16 protein-coding genes and 1 riboswitch are annotated in these 20451 nt (G+C 47.7%); of the genes, 12 read left to right on the top strand and 4 right to left on the bottom strand.

The features are described from left to right. The first annotated feature begins 2 nt into the window (after window positions 1-2). The 7 genes from D082_RS19405 (at window position 3) to D082_RS19400 (ending at window position 7681) form a co-directional block, all read left to right on the top strand. Entirely contained in the window at window positions 3-1073 is a 1071-nt protein-coding gene (locus D082_RS19405) for an AEC family transporter (protein ID WP_028949189.1), read from the top strand. Between the two features lie 99 nt (window positions 1074-1172). Then, the gene (locus tag D082_RS04925) at window positions 1173-2540 is read left to right on the top strand and encodes an ABC transporter substrate-binding protein (RefSeq protein WP_238546847.1); all 1368 of its coding nucleotides are present in this window, start codon (window positions 1173-1175) and stop codon (window positions 2538-2540) included. A 7-nt stretch (window positions 2541-2547) separates the two neighbouring features. Then, entirely contained in the window at window positions 2548-3555 is a 1008-nt protein-coding gene (locus D082_RS04920; protein ID WP_028949191.1) for a cache domain-containing protein, read from the top strand. Window positions 3556-3656: 101 nt separating this feature from the next. After that, window positions 3657-4559, top strand: a complete 903-nt coding sequence (locus D082_RS04915) for a pentapeptide repeat-containing protein (RefSeq protein WP_238546846.1) — start codon at window positions 3657-3659, stop codon at window positions 4557-4559. 39 nt (window positions 4560-4598) lie between these two features. Then, window positions 4599-5576 carry an ABC transporter ATP-binding protein gene (locus D082_RS04910; RefSeq protein WP_051738682.1) on the top strand — a complete coding sequence of 326 codons (978 nt, stop codon included), beginning with the start codon at window positions 4599-4601 and terminating at the stop codon, window positions 5574-5576. A gap of 138 nt (window positions 5577-5714) precedes the next feature. After that, a complete protein-coding gene (gene groL, locus D082_RS04905) occupies window positions 5715-7382 on the top strand; it encodes a chaperonin GroEL (protein ID WP_028949194.1) in 1668 nt (555 codons plus the stop codon). A gap of 146 nt (window positions 7383-7528) precedes the next feature. After that, window positions 7529-7681 carry a transposase gene (locus D082_RS19400; protein WP_158506491.1) on the top strand — a complete coding sequence of 51 codons (153 nt, stop codon included), beginning with the start codon at window positions 7529-7531 and terminating at the stop codon, window positions 7679-7681. A gap of 136 nt (window positions 7682-7817) precedes the next feature. Here D082_RS19400 and D082_RS04900 read toward each other — a convergent pair whose 3' ends face one another. Next, complete coding sequence (locus D082_RS04900) at window positions 7818-9350, bottom strand: bifunctional pantoate--beta-alanine ligase/(d)CMP kinase (RefSeq protein ID WP_038530259.1); 1533 nt, start codon at window positions 9348-9350, stop codon at window positions 7818-7820. A gap of 124 nt (window positions 9351-9474) precedes the next feature. On the opposite strand from D082_RS04900, the gene D082_RS04895 reads away from it, so the two are divergent. The 4 genes from D082_RS04895 to D082_RS17610 all read left to right on the top strand — a co-directional run bounded on the left by D082_RS04895 (window position 9475) and on the right by D082_RS17610 (window position 12911). Continuing rightward, window positions 9475-10332 carry a carbonic anhydrase gene (locus D082_RS04895; protein WP_238546845.1) on the top strand — a complete coding sequence of 286 codons (858 nt, stop codon included), beginning with the start codon at window positions 9475-9477 and terminating at the stop codon, window positions 10330-10332. Between the two features lie 86 nt (window positions 10333-10418). Beyond that, complete coding sequence (cysE, locus tag D082_RS04890) at window positions 10419-11168, top strand: serine O-acetyltransferase (protein ID WP_028949197.1); 750 nt, start codon at window positions 10419-10421, stop codon at window positions 11166-11168. A gap of 113 nt (window positions 11169-11281) precedes the next feature. Then, window positions 11282-12175 carry a BMC domain-containing protein gene (locus D082_RS04885; protein WP_028949198.1) on the top strand — a complete coding sequence of 298 codons (894 nt, stop codon included), beginning with the start codon at window positions 11282-11284 and terminating at the stop codon, window positions 12173-12175. Window positions 12176-12560: 385 nt separating this feature from the next. Then, on the top strand, window positions 12561-12911 hold the full coding sequence (locus D082_RS17610) for a DUF488 domain-containing protein (RefSeq protein ID WP_028949199.1): 351 nt from the start codon (window positions 12561-12563) through the stop codon (window positions 12909-12911). Here D082_RS17610 and pta read toward each other — a convergent pair. Continuing rightward, window positions 12858-14951: a phosphate acetyltransferase gene (gene pta, locus D082_RS04880; protein WP_028949200.1), complete on the bottom strand. Its 2094-nt coding sequence runs from the start codon at window positions 14949-14951 to the stop codon at window positions 12858-12860. The two genes, D082_RS17610 and pta, sit on opposite strands and share 54 nt — an antisense overlap. A gap of 141 nt (window positions 14952-15092) precedes the next feature. Next, complete coding sequence (locus D082_RS04875; RefSeq protein ID WP_038530253.1) at window positions 15093-16442, bottom strand: ArsB/NhaD family transporter; 1350 nt, start codon at window positions 16440-16442, stop codon at window positions 15093-15095. A gap of 312 nt (window positions 16443-16754) precedes the next feature. Then, a riboswitch (cyclic di-AMP (ydaO/yuaA leader) is annotated at window positions 16755-16896 on the bottom strand. Between the two features lie 231 nt (window positions 16897-17127). Here D082_RS04875 and D082_RS04870 point away from each other — a divergent pair. Continuing rightward, window positions 17128-17604 carry a carbonic anhydrase gene (locus D082_RS04870; protein WP_238546844.1) on the top strand — a complete coding sequence of 159 codons (477 nt, stop codon included), beginning with the start codon at window positions 17128-17130 and terminating at the stop codon, window positions 17602-17604. Between the two features lie 32 nt (window positions 17605-17636). Here D082_RS04870 and D082_RS04865 read toward each other — a convergent pair whose 3' ends face one another. Beyond that, window positions 17637-20297, bottom strand: coding sequence for a transglycosylase domain-containing protein (locus D082_RS04865; RefSeq protein ID WP_028949202.1), 2661 nt, complete (start codon window positions 20295-20297; stop codon window positions 17637-17639). Between the last annotated feature and the right edge of the window lie 154 nt (window positions 20298-20451).

Raw genomic sequence — 20451 nt, 5'->3', positions numbered from 1 at the left:
TAATGAATTCCCTGGTTACTATTATTATTCGTCTTTATTTTCCCATTACCGTAGCTATTTTAATTGGCGTTACATTGAGCTTTTGCTTAGAAAAATTACAGGGTAAAATCTTAAAATCAGTCCAGCTTTCCCCAAGCACTGCTCAGTATTTGGGGAAATTTCTTTTTTGGCTAGGGGTTCCCCTAGGAATAATCAATTTTATTCGTAAAGCAAACCTGTCGGGGGCTGTTTGGCTATCTCCTATTGTTGCTTGGTGTGCAATTTTGCTCGGACTTTTTCTCAGCTGGCTCTGGCTGCAAACCCGTCGCCCTAGCTTTTCCTCCGATTCCCAAATTAGCTTCACCCTAGTCAGTACAGTTGGCAATACTGGTTATATTGGCTTTCCGATTATTCTACTGCTTCCCCAACTGGGACCAGAATATTTTGGTTGGGCCATTTTATATGATCTTTTAGGAACTTTTTTAGCCGCCTATGGCCTTGGATCAATTTTAGCTAACCGTAGCATTTTATTGAAGCAGAACAAACTGAATATACTTTCCTCAAATCCATCCCATTCTTTTACAAAGCAGGCAAAAAAAAGTAGTGCTTTAAGATTAATTTTGATCGGAATTATTCGTTGGCTCAAGGATAATTTAGCAATTTTAATTAAAAACCCTAGCCTAATTGCTTTTGTTCTGGGTTTAATGTTGAGACTAGTGACTTTTCCTGATTGGTTAGATATTTGTTTAGGGTGGTTTGCCTGGTCAGTTATAATGACTGCTTTGGTGTTGATGGGCATGCGGCTGCAACAGCTTGACTCCTGGGGTAATATCAAGATTGCTTTCAGCGCAGTCTCAATTAAAATGTTTTTAGTCCCTTTACTTATTGCTATGGCACTGACTAGTTTGGGATTTAGTGGACCTTCTTGCCTAGTATTGGTGTTGCAATCTGCAATGCCCTCTGCTTTCGCTACTTTAGTATTGGCGGAGGCCTATGATTTAGATAGGGATTTGGTGGTAACTTCTTTGGGGTTGAGTTCCTTGGCATTATTTGCCACCTTACCCTTTTGGCTATGGGGCTTTGCTACTTGGTAAGCTTAATAAAGCTACCCTTAAGTTTGTTCAATTTTTATCTTTTCCATCAATTATTAATTAACTAGTTTCAATATTTTGTACAAACCGTTGCCAAAGTTGTTGTCCTTTTCCCTAGGCATCTGCCTAGTCACGTTTAGCTCCCTTAGTTTAGTTGGCTGCCGCTATGGACAAGTTAATACTATTTTATCTAACGCCAATGAAAATGTACTAAATGTCTGGTGGAGTGAAGGATATTATCCGGAGGAAACGGAAGCAATTCAAGCCTCAGTTAATGCCTGGAAAGCCGAGAATGAAACTGATGTCCAAATAACTTTTTTTAGTGAAAAAGATTTAGTACAACAAGTGGAAAACGCCATGAAAGCTGGCAATCCTCCTGACATTATCTATAGTTATAGCATTGACTTGGTATTATTGCCCCAGCTAGCTTGGCAAGGAAAATTAGCTGATGTTTCTAGCATTATTGAGCCGATCAAACAGTTATATTTCCCTGAAGCACTCAAAAATGTTTACTATTTCAACAACCAAACAAAAAAACGTTCCTATTATGCAGTGCCCATTTCTCAACAAACAACATATATTCACTATTGGCAAGATTTACTAATCCAAGCCGGTGTTGATGGGGGCAATCTGCCCAAAGAATGGGAAAGTTTTTGGCGCCTATGGGAAACGGCCCAGAATACTCTCAGGAACCAAGGTGTGAGTGATATTTATGCCATTGGTTTGCCAATGTCTATGGTGGCAACGGACACTTTTACGGTGTTTGAGCAGTTTTTGGAAGCCTATGACGTGGAACTTCTAGATGCACAGGGTAGCCTTCGTTTGGATGATCCCCAGGTTCGCCAGGGCATCATTAGGGCTCTGGAAGCTTACACCGCTCCTTATCTAAACAAATTTGTTCCCCCCAATGCCACAGAATGGGGAGACCCAGACAATAATATTAATTTTTTGAGTAATGGCGCTTTGATGACAGCCAACGGTTCTTTGTCCATCCCCGGCTCCCAAAGGGGAGACGAAGTTAACTATTTTCAGCGGATGCGGACAATTCCCTGGCCTAATAAGCCCAATAACACTCCCATGCGCTATGTAACTTCCGTTAAACAAATCGGCATTCTGGCGGAGACCGATCGCCTGGAAGAGGCTAAAAGTCTTGTCGCTTTCCTAATCGAGCCGGAAAATTTGGAAACCTATTTACAAGGGGCCCAGGGCCGCTTTTTACCCGTTATGCCGGCGATCACCGAGAGTGAATTTTGGTCTAATGGAAAGGATCCCCATATTTCCGTGGCTATCACCCAATTTGCCAATGCCCGTAGTTCCTATGTGGTGGACAACCCAGCCTATAGTGAAGTTTTAGCTCAGAATATCTGGGGGCAGGCCATTTACGCCGTTGCTACTGAGAAATTAACCCCTGAAAAGGCGACAGATCAGGCTATAGAGAAAATAACTAATATTTTTCGTCAATGGAAGTAGGAAGCCCATGCAACGTTGGCGACGCCGTTTCCTAAGCTACTTGATTTTGGCTTGTTTATTTTGGACTAGTTTGATTGCTTTCTCCACCTACATCACCCTGCGCCAAGCCAGAGTTGAACCTACCTTTGAGAGCTTGGAACAAGTCTCAGAACTCAAAGCCGAGCAATTAGATCATTGGTTTGACCAATTAAAAACTGATTTTAAAGCGGATCTAGAGAATTTTGAAGTCAGAAAGAATGCCAATATTTTGCTAGGTAAAAAATTGAATAATAGTGTGGAGTATCAAGAAGCTTACCGTTATTTTTATCAGTATTTTAGCCAAAGACAGCAACGTCTTGCCACCTCTTTAATTACCAACAATGGCATGGTAATTTTTTCCACCGATCCAGACCGAGAAGGGCAATATCAGCCCTTACAAAATACTACAACTTACTTTAAGTTAGAAAATATTGATAAGGCTATCCCTAACTTTTACCAGTCCACTATTAACCAAATGCCAGCCATTACCCTGGCGACCCCCCTCCTCAACCAGTCGGAAAAAAGGGTGGGGGTGCTGACCATAGATTTGAACTTATCTGACCTTGACCAATTAATGGGTCAATCCATCGTCCCAACAGAACAGATCAAGGAATTAGCGACGATTATGGAAAGTTATTTAGTCGGAAGACTATCCTTAACCACTAATACCATTGTCAGCAACAACTTTTCTCAGGGGCAGAATGGGAAAAATAATGACAAGAATAACAACCAAATTCCTAGATTGGAAAGTTATGGCATTGATAGAGGCTTAGGAACAGAAAGTGGCCAAGCTATGTATTTGAATCATAATCAAATTCCTGTTTTAGGCGTTTATCGTTGGTTGCCCGCATATCGTTTTGTCTTGTTAGTGGAAGTTGAGCAAGCAAAAGTGTTTGATTCGGCTCGACATCTAGCCGGGCAATTGTTTGGCAGTGGTTTATTGTTAACTACGGTGGCGTCAATTAGCTTGTGCCTAACAAAAAATTCCCCTTTTTAAGTTAAGCTTTAGGCGATTCAAGACTGATAACGGAAATTTTTAAAAGATTGGTGACGCAGTTCGTTAAACTGGATAAAGACAATTGTGATTGACCAGTAACCTTGGCAACGGAAAAAATTCTGATGGTAGATAATAGTCAAGTCCAAACAATCCTCAGTCAGTACCAGGGAGGAAAACGCAACTTTCAGAATTTGGCCCTACGGCGCATTGATTTTCACGGTATTAGTTTGGTGGGGGCAGATTTCAGCGGCTCAGACTTTGGTGAAGCTAACCTACGGGGGGCAAATTTACAGGGCTGTAACTTCCAAGAGGCCTATTTCAACAGTGCTGACCTGTCCGGGGCTAATCTCGAAGAGGCCAACCTTAAACGGGCATCTTTACTCAAAACTTTTTTGCTCAAGGCTAATTTGCGGGGAACCCACTTAGAAGAGGCTATTTTTGTGGGGGCTGTGTTGACCAGAGCCAACCTTGAAGGGGCTTATTTACAGGGAGCTTCATTGACGGGGGCGGATTTGGCCGGAGCAAAGTTGACTGATGCCCAGTACAATGACCAAACTCGATTTGATATTGGTTTTAACCCAGAAAAATTGGCATTGAAAAAGGTGACGGAAAGTGGAACTAATGTTGCCCAAGTTGGTGCCACAAACTCTGTTAATCGGGCAGTGACGAATCAATCTCCTTTACCCAATGGTCTGAGTGTGGAGGATTTATTGTTAACTTTCGAGCATTTAGGCAATTTGGGTAATCATTATCTCGGTAATACCATGGCTGGTCGGTATCTCCAGTCAACCCAGCCAAAAGGGGAATGGTTTGCCCAATTTGAAGTGGATAAAAAGAGCGTTAAACTAAGCTATAAAGGTTCTAAAGAAGATAAGTTAACCCCGGAGCAAATAGAAGCCGCCCAAGGATGGGCCCAGCAATATGTAAAGTCCTGCACAATGATTTTCAAGACTTTTCCCACCATGATCAAAACAGACCAATGTGTTTTTAATGTCATTGGCTAGTCCACTTGTAAAAAGATTTTTCAGGGAGGAAAAAAGTTAATGGTCGCGTCAACCCCGATCGCCGCAAAGAAACCCTCCATTGAGGGTCATGTGGTGGAAACCTGGGAAATTAGTAAAACCTACCGCACCGGTTTTTGGCTCAACCAAAAAGTAGAGTCCCTTAAACCTTTGTCCATTGCCGTTCAGGAGGGGGAAACCTTTGGCCTATTGGGCCCCAATGGGGCAGGTAAAACTACCCTATTGAAAATTTTACTGGGGGTAATCCGCTCCACCGGCGGCCGGGGTACTTTACTGGGTAAACCCATCGGCGATCGCCAGACTAAGCAACGGGTAGGCTATCTGCCGGAAAATGCCTACTTTTATGACTTCTTAACCGCCTGGGAATTTTTGGACTATATCGGCAGTCTATTTCAAATTGGTAAACAGGAACGGCAACGGCGCATTCTAGCCATGTGTGACCTGGTGGGCCTGGCCCAAAAAACCGCTAAAAAGAAGCAGTTGCGACAATACTCCAAAGGTATGTTGCAAAGAGTGGGGATGGCCCAGGCATTAATCAATGACCCCGAAGTGGTCTTCCTGGATGAACCCATGTCCGGTTTAGACCCCCTAGGGCGCTACCAAGTGCGGGAAATTATCCTCTCCCTCAAAGAGCAAGGCAAAACCATCTTTTTCAACTCCCACATTTTGGCGGACGTGGAGCAAATTTGTGACCGCATTGCCATTTTGGCCCGGGGAGAATTGCTTTGCAGTGGTTCCCTCGCAGAAGTGCTGGGCAACGACGAAGGTTATCAAGTGGTGTTGCAGGGCGGAGAAGAGGAACAATTGAGCAAATATTTACGCAATCTTAGTCGGGAACAGGATGTTTGGCACGGCCATTACCAGGGGGATGCCCAAGCCCTAGTGGATGCACTACCCAGCCTCAATGCCCGTTTGATCAGCATGAACCTGGCCCGTCCTTCCCTAGAAGATTATTTCATCCGTCAATTGCGGGAACGGGGCATCACCACCAGCCAGTAAAAGAGCCAGAAATATCCAGAAGCCGCCCCAAGAGCGGAAAACCGAACCTTGCCTGACTTAGCACTCCACTGCCAAGAGTGCTAGAGTGCTTTATGGACTTGTGCGCCACCTTTGATGTTATTTGTAACTTTTTAGTCTATGTCTAAACTTATTTCCTTTAAGGATGAATCCAGACGTTCTTTGGAAGCGGGGATTAATGCCCTGGCCGATGCAGTACGCATTACCCTCGGCCCCAAAGGTCGCAACGTCTTATTAGAAAAAAAGTACGGTGCTCCCCAGATTGTCAACGATGGCATCACCGTCGCTAAGGAAATTGAGCTCTCCAACCCGGAAGAAAATGCTGGGGCTAAGTTAATCCAGGAAGTTGCTTCCAAAACCAAGGAAATTGCTGGAGATGGCACCACCACCGCCACCATCATTGCCCAAGCTTTAGTCCGGGAAGGTTTACGGAACGTGGCCGCCGGCGCTAACCCTGTGGCTCTCCGTCGGGGCATTGAAAAAGTCACCACTTTTCTCGTTCAAGAAATCGAAGCCTTGGCTAAACCCGTCGAAGGTTCGGCGATCGCCCAGGTGGCCACCGTATCCTCCGGCAACGATCCCGAAGTGGGTGCCATGATTGCCGATGCCATGGACAAAGTCACCAAAGACGGAGTCATCACCGTAGAAGAATCCAAATCCCTCAACACCGAGTTAGAAGTGGTGGAAGGGATGCAGATTGATCGGGGTTATATTTCCCCCTACTTCATCACCGATAGTGATCGCCAATTGGTGGAGTTTGATAATCCTTTAATCCTAATCACCGACAAAAAAATTAGCGCCATTGCTGACCTGGTGCCCGTATTGGAAAGCGTTGCCCGGGCCGGTCGTCCCCTGTTAATCATTGCGGAAGACATTGAAGGAGAAGCCCTCGCCACCCTGGTGGTTAACAAAGCTCGGGGTGTACTCAACGTAGCCGCCATTAAGGCCCCCGCCTTTGGCGATCGGCGTAAAGCTGTGCTGCAAGACATTGCCATCCTCACCGGTGGTAGCGTCATTTCCGAAGACATTGGTTTGAGTCTTGACACCGTCAGCCTCGATCAATTGGGCCAAGCCGTTAAAGCCACCTTGGAAAAAGACAACACCATCCTGGTTGCTGGGGCCGACAAACGGGCCTCCGCTGGAGTTAAGGAGCGCATTGAGCAGTTACGGAAGGAATATGCCGCTTCCGATTCTGATTACGACAAAGAAAAAATCCAAGAACGCATCGCCAAACTAGCCGGTGGTGTAGCCGTGATTAAAGTCGGTGCTGCTACGGAAACCGAACTCAAGGATCGTAAGCTCCGCATTGAAGATGCCCTCAACGCCACTAAAGCCGCTGTGGAAGAAGGCATTGTTCCCGGCGGTGGCACAACCCTAATTCGTTTAGCCGCTAAAATCCAAGGCTTTAAAGGACAGTTGAGTAACGATGAAGAACGGGTTGCCGCTGACATCATTGCCAAAGCCCTGGAAGCTCCTCTCCACCAATTGGGCAGTAATGCTGGGGTAGAAGGCTCTGTGATTGTCGAAAAGGTCAAAGAAGCCACGGGTAATCAGGGTTACAACGTCATCACTGGCAAAATTGAAGACCTGATCGCCGCTGGTATCATCGACCCCGCCAAAGTGGTGCGTTCCGCTTTGCAAAATGCCGCTTCCATTGCTGGTATGGTATTGACCACTGAAGCTTTGGTGGTGGAAAAGCCTGAACCTGCGGCCCCTGCTATGCCCGATATGGGTGGCATGGGCGGAATGGGAGGTATGGGCGGCATGGGTGGCATGGGCATGATGTAATAAAACCCATATAAATTTTCCCCGTTTGTTAGGCGATAGAATTGCTGGCCCATTATTGCTAATCTGAAGGCTCTGTCGCCTTTTATCCCTCTTCCTTGACTAACTGGGAGGGGGATTTTTATTACCCTTAGAAAAGAATAAAGAACTTGCTAGCAAAAGCCGGGGGTGAGGTCATATTCTTGCCACCATATTCACCGAAATTGGACAAAATTGAGAAGTTCTGGACAAAACTAAAACGCTATCTTTCTCGGTTGATTAGCAATGGAGAGTCGCTTATTTCTTCTGCATTGAATGTATAGTTGATTTAATTGAGAGTAAGACACTGACCAGAGCTAAAAGCAGCATTGGTAAAGACCTTAGTCGTCTCAATCTTACTTTGATTCACTACAGCATTGAGAGAACTGTACTGATTATCTTACTCTTTGCCATAACTTATTAAATTGCTTTGTAAAGATCAATAATTATCTCTACCACCTCGGCAATGGTGAGGTCGTCGCTGACAATTTCTACCGCATCCCCTGCTTTTTGCAAAGGGGCGATCGCCCTGGTGCTGTCGAGGTAATCCCGTTGGGCAATGTCCGCTTCCAATTGGGATAAATCCACGGTCTGATTGCCCTGGGCTTCAAAATCTTTGAGGCGACGGCGGGCCCGTTCCTGCACTGAAGCGGTGAGGAAAATTTTCAGTTCTGCATTGGGAAAAACCTGGGTACCAATATCCCGACCTTCCGCCACTATTCCCCCTCGATCGCCATATTGTCTTTGTAGTTTTAGCAACTTGGCCCGAACGGCTCCCTGGGCAGCAATGGTGGAAACCAACTGGGTTACTGTTGGGGTACGAATAGCATCGCTGACATCCTGTCCATTTACCTTCACGCCGGTTAACTGGGGCGCAGGGCGGGAAATTAGTTCAATTTCAGCCGGGCTGGTCAGTTCCGCTACGGCCGCTTCATCCTGGGAATCAACGCCTTGATTCAAAATCAGCCAGGCCAAGGCCCGGTACATGGCCCCAGTGTCTAAATAGGTCAACTCCAAACGGTCCGCCACTTGCCTGGTTACGGTGGATTTTCCAGCTCCAGCGGGGCCATCAATGGCAATAATGGGCAGTCGATTATTTAGCACAAGATTATCAATTAAACGGGTTTGACCCACATAGGCGGCGATCGCCATTAGGACGGGACTTTGACCAGGTAACTCCCCGGTAATGGGCTGGAGGATGTCAGCTTCCACCAGTTGCAAATATTGCACCTTAACGGCCGGTTCCGTGGCCAAAATTGCCTCAGCGCTGGTTAACAGGGAAGACGCTTGGCGATCGCCATGGCGATATTGTTGTTGGGCGGCTTGTAAACTTCGGTATAGCACCGCAGCCTGTTCCTTTTCCTGACTGGTCAAATATTGATTGCGGGAACTCATGGCCAAGCCGGACTCTTCCCGTACCGTAGGGCAACTACGGATATTAACGGTTAAGTTTAAATCCCGCACTAGGCGACGCACAATGGCCAATTGTTGGGCATCTTTTTCACCGAAATAGGCCACATCAGGGCAGATAATGGTGAACAATTTGGTGACAATGGTGGCCACTCCCTGGAAATGGCCGGGACGATGGGCCCCACATAAAATCTCTGTCATAGCCGGGGGAGGGAGTACGCTGGTTTGACCTCCCTTGGTGTCAATGCCTAAATCCGCCACCGTCGGAGCAAAAATTGCTGCCACCCCTAAAGATTCCGCCCATTGGCGATCGCCATCAAAATTGCGGGGGTAACGTTCTAAATCCTCCTGGGGACCAAACTGGAGCGGATTGACAAAAATAGACAGCACCACCAGATCCGTTTCTGCTATGGCCCGTTTGAGCAAACTACCATGGCCAGCGTGGAGGGCCCCCATGGTGGGCACCAAGCCAATGGATTTACCCCGACCAGCATTGCGGAGATAGGTTTGTAACCCTGCTATTGTCCGAAAAACCTGCACCATTTTGCCTTTGCTATCCCTTGGATTTTTTGCCAACCAGGCCGGTCTATGGCCAGCACGTTGGCCGAAATTTTCAGCCCATTGCCCCTTTGGCCTAGACCTTCTGCCGCAAGTCTTCAATGATACAATGGGAGGCTGGAATTCCATTAACGGCGATCGTATGCAAAGACTCATCGAGGGACTACAAAAATTTCGAGAGGGTTATTTTTCCTCCCACCGTGACCTCTTTGAGCAACTTTCCCACGGCCAACATCCCCGTATTTTGTTCATCTGCTGTTCTGATTCCCGGGTGGATCCCAATCTAATCACCCAGTCGGAAGTGGGCGATCTGTTTGTTATTCGCAACGCTGGCAACATCATTCCCCCCTACGGAGCGGCCAACGGTGGGGAAGGGGCTGCTATGGAATATGCCCTAGTGGCACTGGAAATTAATCAGATCATTGTCTGTGGCCATTCCCATTGTGGAGCCATGAAGGGTTTGCTGAAACTCAATTCTCTTCAAGAAAAACTACCTCTGGTGTTCGATTGGCTGAAGCACACAGAAGCTACCCGTCGCCTGGTGTTGGATAACTATGGCCATCTGGAAGGGGAAGATTTGATTGAAGTTACTGTGGCGGAAAATATTCTCACCCAACTGAAAAATCTCCAAACCTATCCCGCCATCCATTCCCGGCTCCATAAGGGTAATCTTTCCCTCCATGGCTGGATTTATCGCATTGAGACCGGCGAGGTTTTGGCTTATGACGGAGTGCTCCACGATTTTGTCCCGCCCCAAAGCCGCATTAACGCTCTAGAACCGGAATATGGGTATGAATTACACCCTAACTCCCCTTTGATTTCCTACGATTCTTTCAAGGTTCCTGGTAAAACTCCCCCCCAGAATGGCAACGGGAAAAAGTCCCCTTCCCCCCAACTTTCCCCTCTGCCAGGTTTTGGTCATCTACCGAAGGAACAGGCGGAGCGTATTTATCGGGGTTCCCGGTAACCATGGCCGTTAGACTGGTTGAAAACCCCTTCAAGCTTTTGTCCGATAGACATCAACAATGCAAATTTTAGGTAGGTATTGACCGGGTGCTAAATTCACTAATTGCTGACTTTCGGATTATTTTCGAGCGAGATCCCGCCGCCCGCAATTGGTTAGAGGTGCTTTTTTGCTATCCTGGTTTACAAGCTCTACTAATACACAGATTTTCCCATCGCCTTTATACTCTGGGGCTACCTTTCTTCCCCCGCTTAATGTCCCACATTGCCCGTTTTTTAACCGGCATTGAAATTCACCCGGGGGCCCAAATTGGCCAGGGGGTATTCATCGACCATGGCATGGGAGTAGTGATTGGTGAAACCGCGATTGTGGGCGATTATTCCTTGATCTACCAGGGGGTAACGTTAGGGGGAACGGGAAAAGAAAGTGGCAAACGCCATCCCACCCTGGGGGAAAACGTGGTGGTGGGGGCTGGGGCTAAGGTTTTAGGTAATATTGCCATCGGCGATAATGTACGTATTGGGGCTGGTTCGGTGGTTTTGCGGGATGTGCCGCCGGATTTCACTGTGGTGGGGGTGCCTGGCCGCATGGTCCATCCTTCCGGGGAAAGGGTAAATCCTTTGGAGCATGGCAAATTACCAGACTCGGAAGGTAAAGTAATTCGTCTTCTGTTGGAGCGCATTGAACTTTTGGAGCAACAGGTGGCCAACTTACAAAAACAACAGTCGGAACAGCAGTGGGAATCGGATTATCGTTCTTGCTCGGAAACTGACCGGGAACCCGTGCTCTGTCGCCTTGGCGATCGGGAGATTGAAGAATTTTTGGGTGGTACGCTGTAGTAAGTAATTCCATTGGGTCTAGTTTTTACTCCCCCAGCCTTCAATTGAGTCCTTCCAACTCGGTGAGTTATTATGGAAGGCGATCGCCACAGCGGCCCCAATCCTCTCCGGTTGTGCCGAATTTCCCAACAATGACTAGTGTCCCCATTGCCCGTTCCCCCCGCACCAGCTATCAACCAATAAATCAGCACCAGCCCAGTGATAGTGCTTTGGGATTGGTTTCCACCAGAAGCTTTCCGGCGATCGTGGGGACAGCGGATATGATGCTGAAATCTTCCCAAGTGACCCTGGTGGGCTACGAAAAAATTGGCAGTGGTTACTGCACAGCGGTGGTACGAGGAAAGGTCGCCGATGTGCGTCTAGCAGTGGAAGAGGGGGCCAGAACGGCGGAACAGTTTGGACAGTTGGTGTCAAAATTGGTTATTCCCCGGCCCATGCCTAACCTCCAGGCGGTGTTTCCCATTGGTAGTCATCTGGTGGAAATCGCTCAACAACAGCGGGGTTACAGTCGTTTGAGCAACCGTTCCATTGGCCTGCTGGAAACTAGGGGTTTTCCTGCTATGGTGGGGGCCGCCGATGCAATGCTGAAATCCGCCGATGTGCAATTAGCTTCCTACGAAATCATTGGAGACGGCCTTTGCACTGCCATTGTCCGGGGAACCGTGGCTAATGTAGCCATGGCGATCGAGGTCGGTATGCAGGAAGCCGAAAGGATCGGCGAGCTCCATGCGGTGATGATTATTCCCCGACTGCTGGAGGACTTAGAACATACCCTGCCGGTAGCTACCTATTGGTTGGACGAGAATGAACCTCTGCCCATGCTTCTGCCCAATCAGGTTCGGGAAAAACAACGGCAATTGGTGGCCCTGCCGGAATTAGAAAAGGCTGTAGTGCCTCAACGTCAGGTGGAACCCTTGCCTTTACAACAAAAAATAGAAGCCCCTTTGGTTCTAGAAAAAGAGACAGAAGAACCCATAGTGGAAGTGTTAGATCCGGAAATTGATTAGTTAACAGGCAGTCTATAAGCAAAAACCGAAATAGAGGATTATCCCCCTTCCGTCGATCTCGGAAACAAATTTAAACTTGAATCGCTAAGGTTCTTACCAGGTATGCCTCTCAGCATTATTTGAAGAGAAAAAATAGGAGATGGAATTTTTATTGAGTACGATCCCTAAAACCTATGCTATCAAAGAGTTTTGGTGATTTGGTCTGAAATTTCCTGCTCAGACTGACGAAAGAGGGTTATAGTTGATTTAATTAAAAGTAAGACACTGAACGGAGCTAAAAGCGTCTTTGGTAAAGGACTTAGTCATCTCAATCTTACTTTGATTGACTATAACTGTACAACCCCTATTTACTATTGGCCATTCTAACCATAGTCAAGAAAAATTTATGAAACCTTTGGATGGTCATGGTATTACAGCCCTGGCAGACGTACGCTCGTCCTCCTATAGTCCCTACTTGCCCCATTTTAATAAGCAAGCATTGCAGGCCTATTTACCGATGGCGGAAATTCGCTATGTTTTCCTGGGGGCAGAGTTGGGGGCCCGGCCTGATAATCCAGATTGCTATGTTGACGGCAAGGCGCCCTACGAAAAAATTGCCACCACCGACGCTTTTCAGCGGGGAATAGAGAGATTACTGAAGATTGAAAATGTCCTAAACAGCCCACTTTTTGTCATAACACGGTCATTTGACCTGCAGAGCTGTGATCACCACTGTGTTGATAATGTCTTCCACTAAACAACCTCGACTGAGATCGTTGACTGGTTTATTCAGTCCCTGCAAAATTGGCCCAATGGCGATCGCCTTTGTTTCCCGTTGTACTGCTTTGTAAGTGTTATTACCCGTATTGAGGTCGGGGAAAATAAATACCGTTGCTTGGCCGGCCACCGCTGACCCAGGCATTTTTTGGGCAGCCACAGTGGGATCTACCGCTGCATCATACTGAATAGGCCCTGCCAAAGCCAAATCTGGTTCCCTTTCCTTGGCGATCGCCGTGGCTTGGCGCACTTTTTCCACATCAGCCCCCTGGGCAGAAGAACCAGAAGAATAGGACAATAGTGCTACCTTGGGTTCAATGCCAAAATTTCTCGCCGTGGCCGCAGAACTAAGGGCAATTTCCGCCAACTGTTCCGCATTGGGATCGGGATTGACCGCACAATCGCCGTATACCAATACTCGGTCTTCCAAACACATAAAAAAGACAGAAGAAACAAGGGAAAACCCGGGCTGAGTTTTAATAATTTGCAAAGCTGGACGCACCGTATGTTGGGTGGTATTAACGGAGCCAGACACCATGCCATCCGCTTCCCCCAAATACACCATCATTGTCCCAAAATAGGAAATATCGGTGAGGGTATCCCGTGCCATGGCTAGAGTGACTCCCTTATGTTTTCTTAACTGGTAATAGGTCTCCGCGTAGCGTTCCCGGTCAGGGCTAGTTTTGGGGTCCATGAGACGAACTTTGCCCAGATCTAGGTCAATATGATTAATTTTTACCGCCTGTTCGATGGCCTCAATGTTACCCAGTAGAGTTAAACGCACAATGCCATGGTTAGTCAAACTAGCGGCGGCTTTGAGAATGCGAACGTCTTCTCCCTCCGGTAAAACAATATGTCGTTGGGTGGCGGTGGCTGCCTGGACTAGGTTATAAAGAAATAATTTAGGGGTGACCCCCTGACTACGAATGGTTTTGAGGTAATTAAGTAACTTTTCCCCATCAATCTGCCTTTGAAATAGGGCAATGCTATGGCGGATTTTGTAATTATCCGTGGGACTGAGGGCGGGATGAATTGCCTCCAAACGAGCGGAAGTTTCGTGGGTATGGGTACTGGTCAGCAACAGGGGAGGGGCATCGGGCAAACCTTCAATTAGTTTCATAATTGCTGGTTCAGGATGATAGTCCGCTGTGAGCAAGATACCGGCAATGCTGGGATAGTTGAGGGAACGGTGAGCCTGCATTACCCCCAGAATAATGTCCCCCCGATCGCCGGGGGTAATGACCAGAGTATTTTTCTCGTGCAACCAATGGAGAGCATGGGCAATGTGCATAGCCACCACCAAATGGTTATAGACCAAGTTATCGAGCAAATCCGCACCGCTGAGCACCTGGGCGTTTAAACCACTGACAATTTCCCTCAGGCGTAAACTTTTCAGCATGGTGTCCTGGGGAATAGTACCCAAAACCATCCGGCGATCGCCGTAAAGTTTTTCCAGTTGAGCTTGAATTGCAGGTACCAATTGCGGCTGAACTCGGTTAATAATTACCCCCACCACTTGGCAGAATTGTTCTCCATAGGCATTGAGGGCCATTTCAATGGGCTGCAAACTGTCCTCAATGGTATTGCCCATGGCATTCCCCAACAGCAAAATAGGGCAATTTAACATCTTGGCGATCTTGGTATTGAGATTAAACTCAAAAGCTGATTCTTCCCCCAAATAATCAGAACCTTCACAGAGAATGAAATCCACCTGATCGGCCAAATGGCGATATTTAGCCAAAATGCGGTCTAAGACCTCATCAATGGCTCCCTCCCCCGCTAAACTGACCGCCTCATGGAAATACAAACCAAAGGAATCAGTATAGGTTTGTTGGAGCCGAAAATTTTCCAACACTAGAATGATATTGTTATCGTGTTTGCCATTGATTGGATCTTGGATAATGGGGCGAAAATAGGCAATGCGAGTGGTTTTTTTGAGAATTAAATCTAAAATGCCCAACACCACTAGGGACTTCCCACTGCGGGCTTCGGTGGTGCTCAAGTAAAGGGAACTAGTCATTGTTAATCTCGTTTGACTGGGGCCACTATAACTTCCCTGTGCTGGTCTTTTTTCCTGGCCTTTCCCTAACTCAGTGGGGCAGACGATGGCTTTGGATAAAAATCATCCCTCCCCCACGCAAGACGAGTTTCAATCTTCCCATTAACCTGCTTGGGTTAACATCAACCAGGCCACAAATGCGGCGGCCACAACTAATTGCACCCCCATCACCGGTAAACCATAGCGGAGAAAACGATGAAAAGAAATTGGTCGGCCGTGTTGTTCAGAAATGCCCGCTGCCACAATATTGGAGGAAGCCCCTACCAAAGTGCCGTTACCGCCTAAAGTGGCGCCAAACATCATGGCGTAAAACAATGGCAACACCGCAGGGGGAAATTGTCCGGCAAAGTCAGGGCTCAACACTTCTGGCCCGGCAAGGCCAATATTAACCACGTATTGCTTGAGTAAGGGCACCATGGCCACCACCAAGGTAATATTGGGTACCACACTGGATAGTAACCCTACTGTAAATATTAAAACGATCGCGCCGAAAGCAATGTTTTGACCCACCACCACAGCTAAAAGTTGGGCTAGGGAAGCAGTCACTCCGGTTTTTTCCAAAGAACCAATAATGACAAAAATGGACATAAAGAAGATCAAAGTACTCCAATCCACGTCCCGTAAAATATTATGTACAGTATCAATTTTGCTTTGGTGGGCCAGCAATAAAGCAAGGCAAGCTCCCATTAAAGCCACCGACGCAGGGGGAATGGGAACTGGCAAATTTTCGCCAATGACAAAAAAGATAAGCACTAAAGCGATAATAACCCCACCGGCCATTAATACCTTCGGATGATTGATTTTAGGATGGGGTAAATCTTCTAGATGGGTAAAACGGCTGCGCCAAATATGTCGGAATAAAAAAGGAGTGATCACCACAATACTAATAATAGCTAAAACCCCCATAAAACTGAGTTTAAATAGGTAATCATTAAAACTAATATTAATGGCATCACCGACAATAAAAGTTGCTGGATCCCCCACTAGGGTTAATAGTCCGGCACTGTTGGCCACAAAGACCATTAGGATTAATATCGGCACAAAATCCACACCAATTTCCTGAGCCAAGGGCGGAATTAGCGGAGCCAAAAGCATAACCGTGGTGGCATTGGGCAATACCGCACAGATGGGGGTGGTGATGGCAATTACCCCTAGGAGGAGTAGTTTCCCACTCCCTTGGGCCAGTAGTACCATTTGGGTGGCTAAATACTCAAAAATCCTAGTCGGCTCAAAGGATCTCACCAGGACCATCACCCCAAAGAATAACGCTAGGGTGGCATAACTTTGGCTGATGTAATCAATGCCTTCCTTAAGGGTAATTACATGGGTAAAAACGAGGATTAATGCTCCCAGAAAAGCCGCTATGGTTAAGTGGAGTTTCTCCGACATGATTAGGAGGATAACTCCAATGAAAATCCCTAGGGAGAGCAAAGCAGGTATATTGGCCACCATAAAATCTCCGGACGATTAAAGTTAAAGTAAGCCGTGATTAAAAAAATAGCAAAAGCAAAAAAATTAGCCCACAAGCAATAGCCAGAGTTTCTAGCCTGCAGACAATCAGACCAGGGCATAACTAGGCTGTAACTAGCACAAAACCAGGAGGCAAAAACTTTTCCCCAGTTAGTGGCAAATATGAACAACAATTAATCAAAAAATTCTTTCATCATCAATCTCAACTTTATTTAGAACAGGATGAAATAACAGTCGCGTCCGTAGCTGAGTTCCTGAATAAAGTCAAAACATCGTTGAACAATGATGATTTATTAGTCCTCCCTCAATGCCTACGGGGTTAGCTGACGGGCTAGAAATGAGAGTTTTTCCTTCCTAATTTACTTAGAAATAAGCCCCAGAATTGGTTCCCCCGCTCTTTGTCGTCCTAAATACAGAAGTTAGGCAAACTTAGTACACTTTTAGGCGACAAAAATTAGGCTGACTTGATACTGTTATCTATTGAGGTTTGATTCTAGCACAGGCCTTAATAATTTAATAATACTGATCCCAGTATTCTCCAGCCATGGCTCCACCGATTAAAGCCCCTCATCATTCTTTCTGTGCTTGTTGCTCGCCAACGAACTCTATTTCCCGTCGCAGTTTTCTCCGCGGTGTGGCTGCGAGTGGAATGCTGGGATTAACACCCTTGGTTACTTCCTCCCAGCTGCCGAATCCATACCAAGCCCAGGCGTTGGTGCTCAGTTGCATTGATTTTCGTTTCCTCGACCACCAGCGCTCTTTTCTGAGCCGGCAAAATTTGGACCAAGCCTATGATTGGGTTGCGTTGGCGGGGGCTTCCCTCGCTTTGACTGGTTTCCCCCACCCTGCTGAAGCAGAAACATTTTGGGATCAGTTGGCCCTGTCCAAACAGTTACACAACATCAATAAGGTGATTATTTTCGATCATGAAGATTGTGGAGCCTATGCTAGAGTTCATCCCCAACCCTTTGGCGATCGCCAGTCGGAGCAAGGTTTCCATAGCCCTTATCTCCACCAAGCTGAAGCAGAAATTCGTCGGCGTTACTCAGATTTAAGGGTGGAGTTGTATTTTGTCGAACTCATAGGCAAAGTAAACCTAATCCCCAGCATTGCCGTGGAGCAGCATCAATACCAAATTACTTAGATAAAATTCCTTGACATCAGTTTTAGGGTTGATCATTCCGATTTGCGGGCTGAGGGGGGAGCCGGTAATCCACTATCAGCAGGGGGAGCGGTGGAAGAAGCGGCGGGTACGGAAGCCGGGGCTGGGGCACTGATTGTCCTTGGAGGGGCTGACGGCGCAGAAGCTGGGGCCGATGCCGATGCCCTGGGAGGAGAAGTATTACTAGCCGCCTGGGTATTGTTGGTCTGACTACGACGGCGACGGCGGGGTTGATCATTGGTGGTTTGCTCTTCTCTATCCGGTGAGCTGGGAGGAGCAAGGGCTCTGACTCGACGTTTGATGGGTTCAGCCTTAATGCTGGGTTTGCGCTGGTCTAGATTTTTGGGCAGGGCAGGAAAGGACTCCACGGGCATCCCCTTGGTGGCATCCCGCATAAATTGTCCCCAAACCATGGCGGCGGTGGTGCTAGCCCCATTGGTGGGTCGACTATTGTCATTGCCTAACCATACCCCCGTAACCAGTTGGGGTATATAACCAATAAACCAAAGATCCTTTGCTTCATCCGATGTGCCAGTTTTCCCTGCCACTTGGCGATCGCCTAATTGGGCTGGGCGACCAGTGCCGGAAGTCACTACGCGGCGCATCATGGAAGTGAGGATGGCATTGCTTTCGGGATCTAAAGCTTGGGTTTGCTTATGCTTTGCCTTATACACTACTTCCCCTTTGGCGTTGACCACATTTTGGATGGCGTAGGGTTGCACATGGGTGCCCTTATTGGCGAAGGTCCCGTAGGCACTGGTCATTTCCAACGGAGTCATTTCCCAAGCTCCCAAGGCCAAGGAGTAGGTGGGTTCGAGCTTGGAAGTAACACCCATTTTTCGGGCCAAATTGATCACTGGATTCCAGCCCACATCCAGCAGTAAGCGCACCGCTACCACATTGACAGAACTGGTGAGGGCATCCCCCAGGGACATGTTGCCGCCAGTATAGCGATCGCCATAGTTGGCCGGTTGGTAACCACCAATATCAATGGGCACATTGGGATAACTTTTGTTGGGGGAAATGCCGGCGGCGATCGCCGCTCCGTAAAGAATGGGTTTAAAGGTGGAGCCCGGTTGCCGTTTGGCCTGGGTCACCCGGTTAAATTGACTAGTGTTGTAATCTTTGCCCCCCACCATCATTTTGATGGCCCCGGTGCGGGGATCCATAGCCACCATGGCCCCTTCAGAAAACCGTTGCCAACGGCCATATTTTTGCACTGCATCACTGAGGATGGTTTGAGCTTCTTCTTGCCATTGTTGATTGAGGGTGGTGTTCACCGTTATCCCCCCCTGTTGGAGTTCTTCTTCCGGTACTTTGGCCCTCAACTCATCCAAAATGTAATCAGCAAAGAATTCCGCTTCCCGGTTAAAGCGCTTCAGGGGACTGGGTTTAAGTACCAATGGTTCGGCGATCGCCGTCTGGGCCTCTGCGGGGGTGATAAAACCTACTTCCGCCATGCGATTCAGCACTTCATTGCGGCGACGGGTGGCCAGTTCCAAATTTTGTCGGGGAGAATAAACGCTCGGGGCCGGCACTACCCCTGCTAAAGTAGCCGCTTCCCCTAGGGTCAAATCCTCCGGTGCCTTACTGAAATAAGCATGGGCCGCATCCGCCACACCGTAAGCCCCAGAGCCGAGATAGATCAGATTCAAATAGCGTTCCAGAATTTGATCTTTGGGCAAAGCCGTTTCAATTTTTTGCGCCAGTCGCACTTCCCTCAATTTGCGGGCTAGGGTGCGGTCTTGGGTGAGAAAAACCAGGCGGGCCAACTGTTGAGTAATGGTGCTCGCTCCTTGCACCACATCCCCTGATTGCACATTGGATAGGGAAGCCCGAATGATGCCCTGGGGATCAATGCCCCGGTGTTCCCGAAAGCGACTATCTTCACTGGCAATGAACGCTTGCTCAATGAGGGGGGGAATTTTACCCATGGTGAGCTTATCGTGGCTAACATTACCAATTTCCTGGAGAATGGCACCATTGGCTGCTTTGATGGTCATAGTGCCCGGAGGAGCATAGGTCACCACATCGGCGATCGCTACTTGGGTCATGGTCTCCAACTGATAAAAACCCCAAACCAAAGCGGAAGTCCCCATCCCAGCCCCCAGACCAAAGCCAAACACAAACCAAAATCGAGGCTGTTGGGTCAATCGGGAAACCGAGCGCCCAAAGGTTTTCAGTCCTGTGGCCAAGGCAAGGGGGGTTTTGGACTGCTTATTCTTAACTTTTTTTCTGCGTCGACGGCGACGGCTACCCCGCTCCAATGTGGCGGTCGCAGAAGATGGGGGAACAGGGTTAATTTCTTCAGGAAGATTGGAGGATGGGCCTAGACCACCATCACCACTTTTGCTTTTTTTGCTTTGCTCCGGTGACACTATCCCATTAGCTGAGCTATGGTGTTGAACATTTTGAATATTGATGGCTGTAACCATCTCCCTTCCCCTGCCATAACCAGGTTCAACTTTGGTGGCATTGGCGTCAACAGGGGGGATCAACTCATCATCACCATCGACGGAATTTTCTGCTTCGGACTCAAAATCTTGTTCAATGGGGAGAGCCTTTTCCTCGATCGCCGAAGATTGACCCCCTTCCTCCACTTCCAATGTGTTCGCTAACTGGTGGAGAAAGTTGACAGTGGAGCGCTTAAGTTTGCGGGAGAAGGATTTAAACACGGCGGTGGGTAGGCACGGGGAGACCGAATCTGATTAAAAAAGACCAGCTTAACAAGAGAATAGTTTCGGCAACAAGCCCTTTCCTACTGCATTAACATCAATTCTGTCAAGCTAGGGTCAAGGAAGTTAGGAAGAAGGTCGGGTAATCATCGGC

Origin of the sequence: Synechocystis sp. PCC 6714 (genome assembly GCF_000478825.2) — a bacterium.
Taxonomy (GTDB): domain Bacteria; phylum Cyanobacteriota; class Cyanobacteriia; order Cyanobacteriales; family Microcystaceae; genus Synechocystis.
The sequence above is the reverse complement of the archived record's forward strand: the minus strand, read 5'-3'. Positions and strand labels throughout refer to the sequence as shown.

Excerpts from the sequence above, each read along its gene's own strand:
- D082_RS19405 (WP_028949189.1), top strand. The coding sequence starts at position 3 with ATGAATTCCCTGGTTACTATTATTATTCGTCTTTATTTTCCCATTACC.
- pta (WP_028949200.1), bottom strand. The coding sequence starts at position 14,951 with ATGACTAGTTCCCTTTACTTGAGCACCACCGAAGCCCGCAGTGGGAAG.
- D082_RS04900 (WP_038530259.1), bottom strand. The coding sequence starts at position 9,350 with ATGGTGCAGGTTTTTCGGACAATAGCAGGGTTACAAACCTATCTCCGC.
- D082_RS17610 (WP_028949199.1), top strand. The coding sequence starts at position 12,561 with ATGAAACCTTTGGATGGTCATGGTATTACAGCCCTGGCAGACGTACGC.
- D082_RS04875 (WP_038530253.1), bottom strand. The coding sequence starts at position 16,442 with ATGGTGGCCAATATACCTGCTTTGCTCTCCCTAGGGATTTTCATTGGA.
- D082_RS04910 (WP_051738682.1), top strand. The coding sequence starts at position 4,599 with ATGGTCGCGTCAACCCCGATCGCCGCAAAGAAACCCTCCATTGAGGGT.
- groL (WP_028949194.1), top strand. The coding sequence starts at position 5,715 with ATGTCTAAACTTATTTCCTTTAAGGATGAATCCAGACGTTCTTTGGAA.
- D082_RS04895 (WP_238546845.1), top strand. The coding sequence starts at position 9,475 with ATGGGAGGCTGGAATTCCATTAACGGCGATCGTATGCAAAGACTCATC.
- D082_RS04920 (WP_028949191.1), top strand. The coding sequence starts at position 2,548 with ATGCAACGTTGGCGACGCCGTTTCCTAAGCTACTTGATTTTGGCTTGT.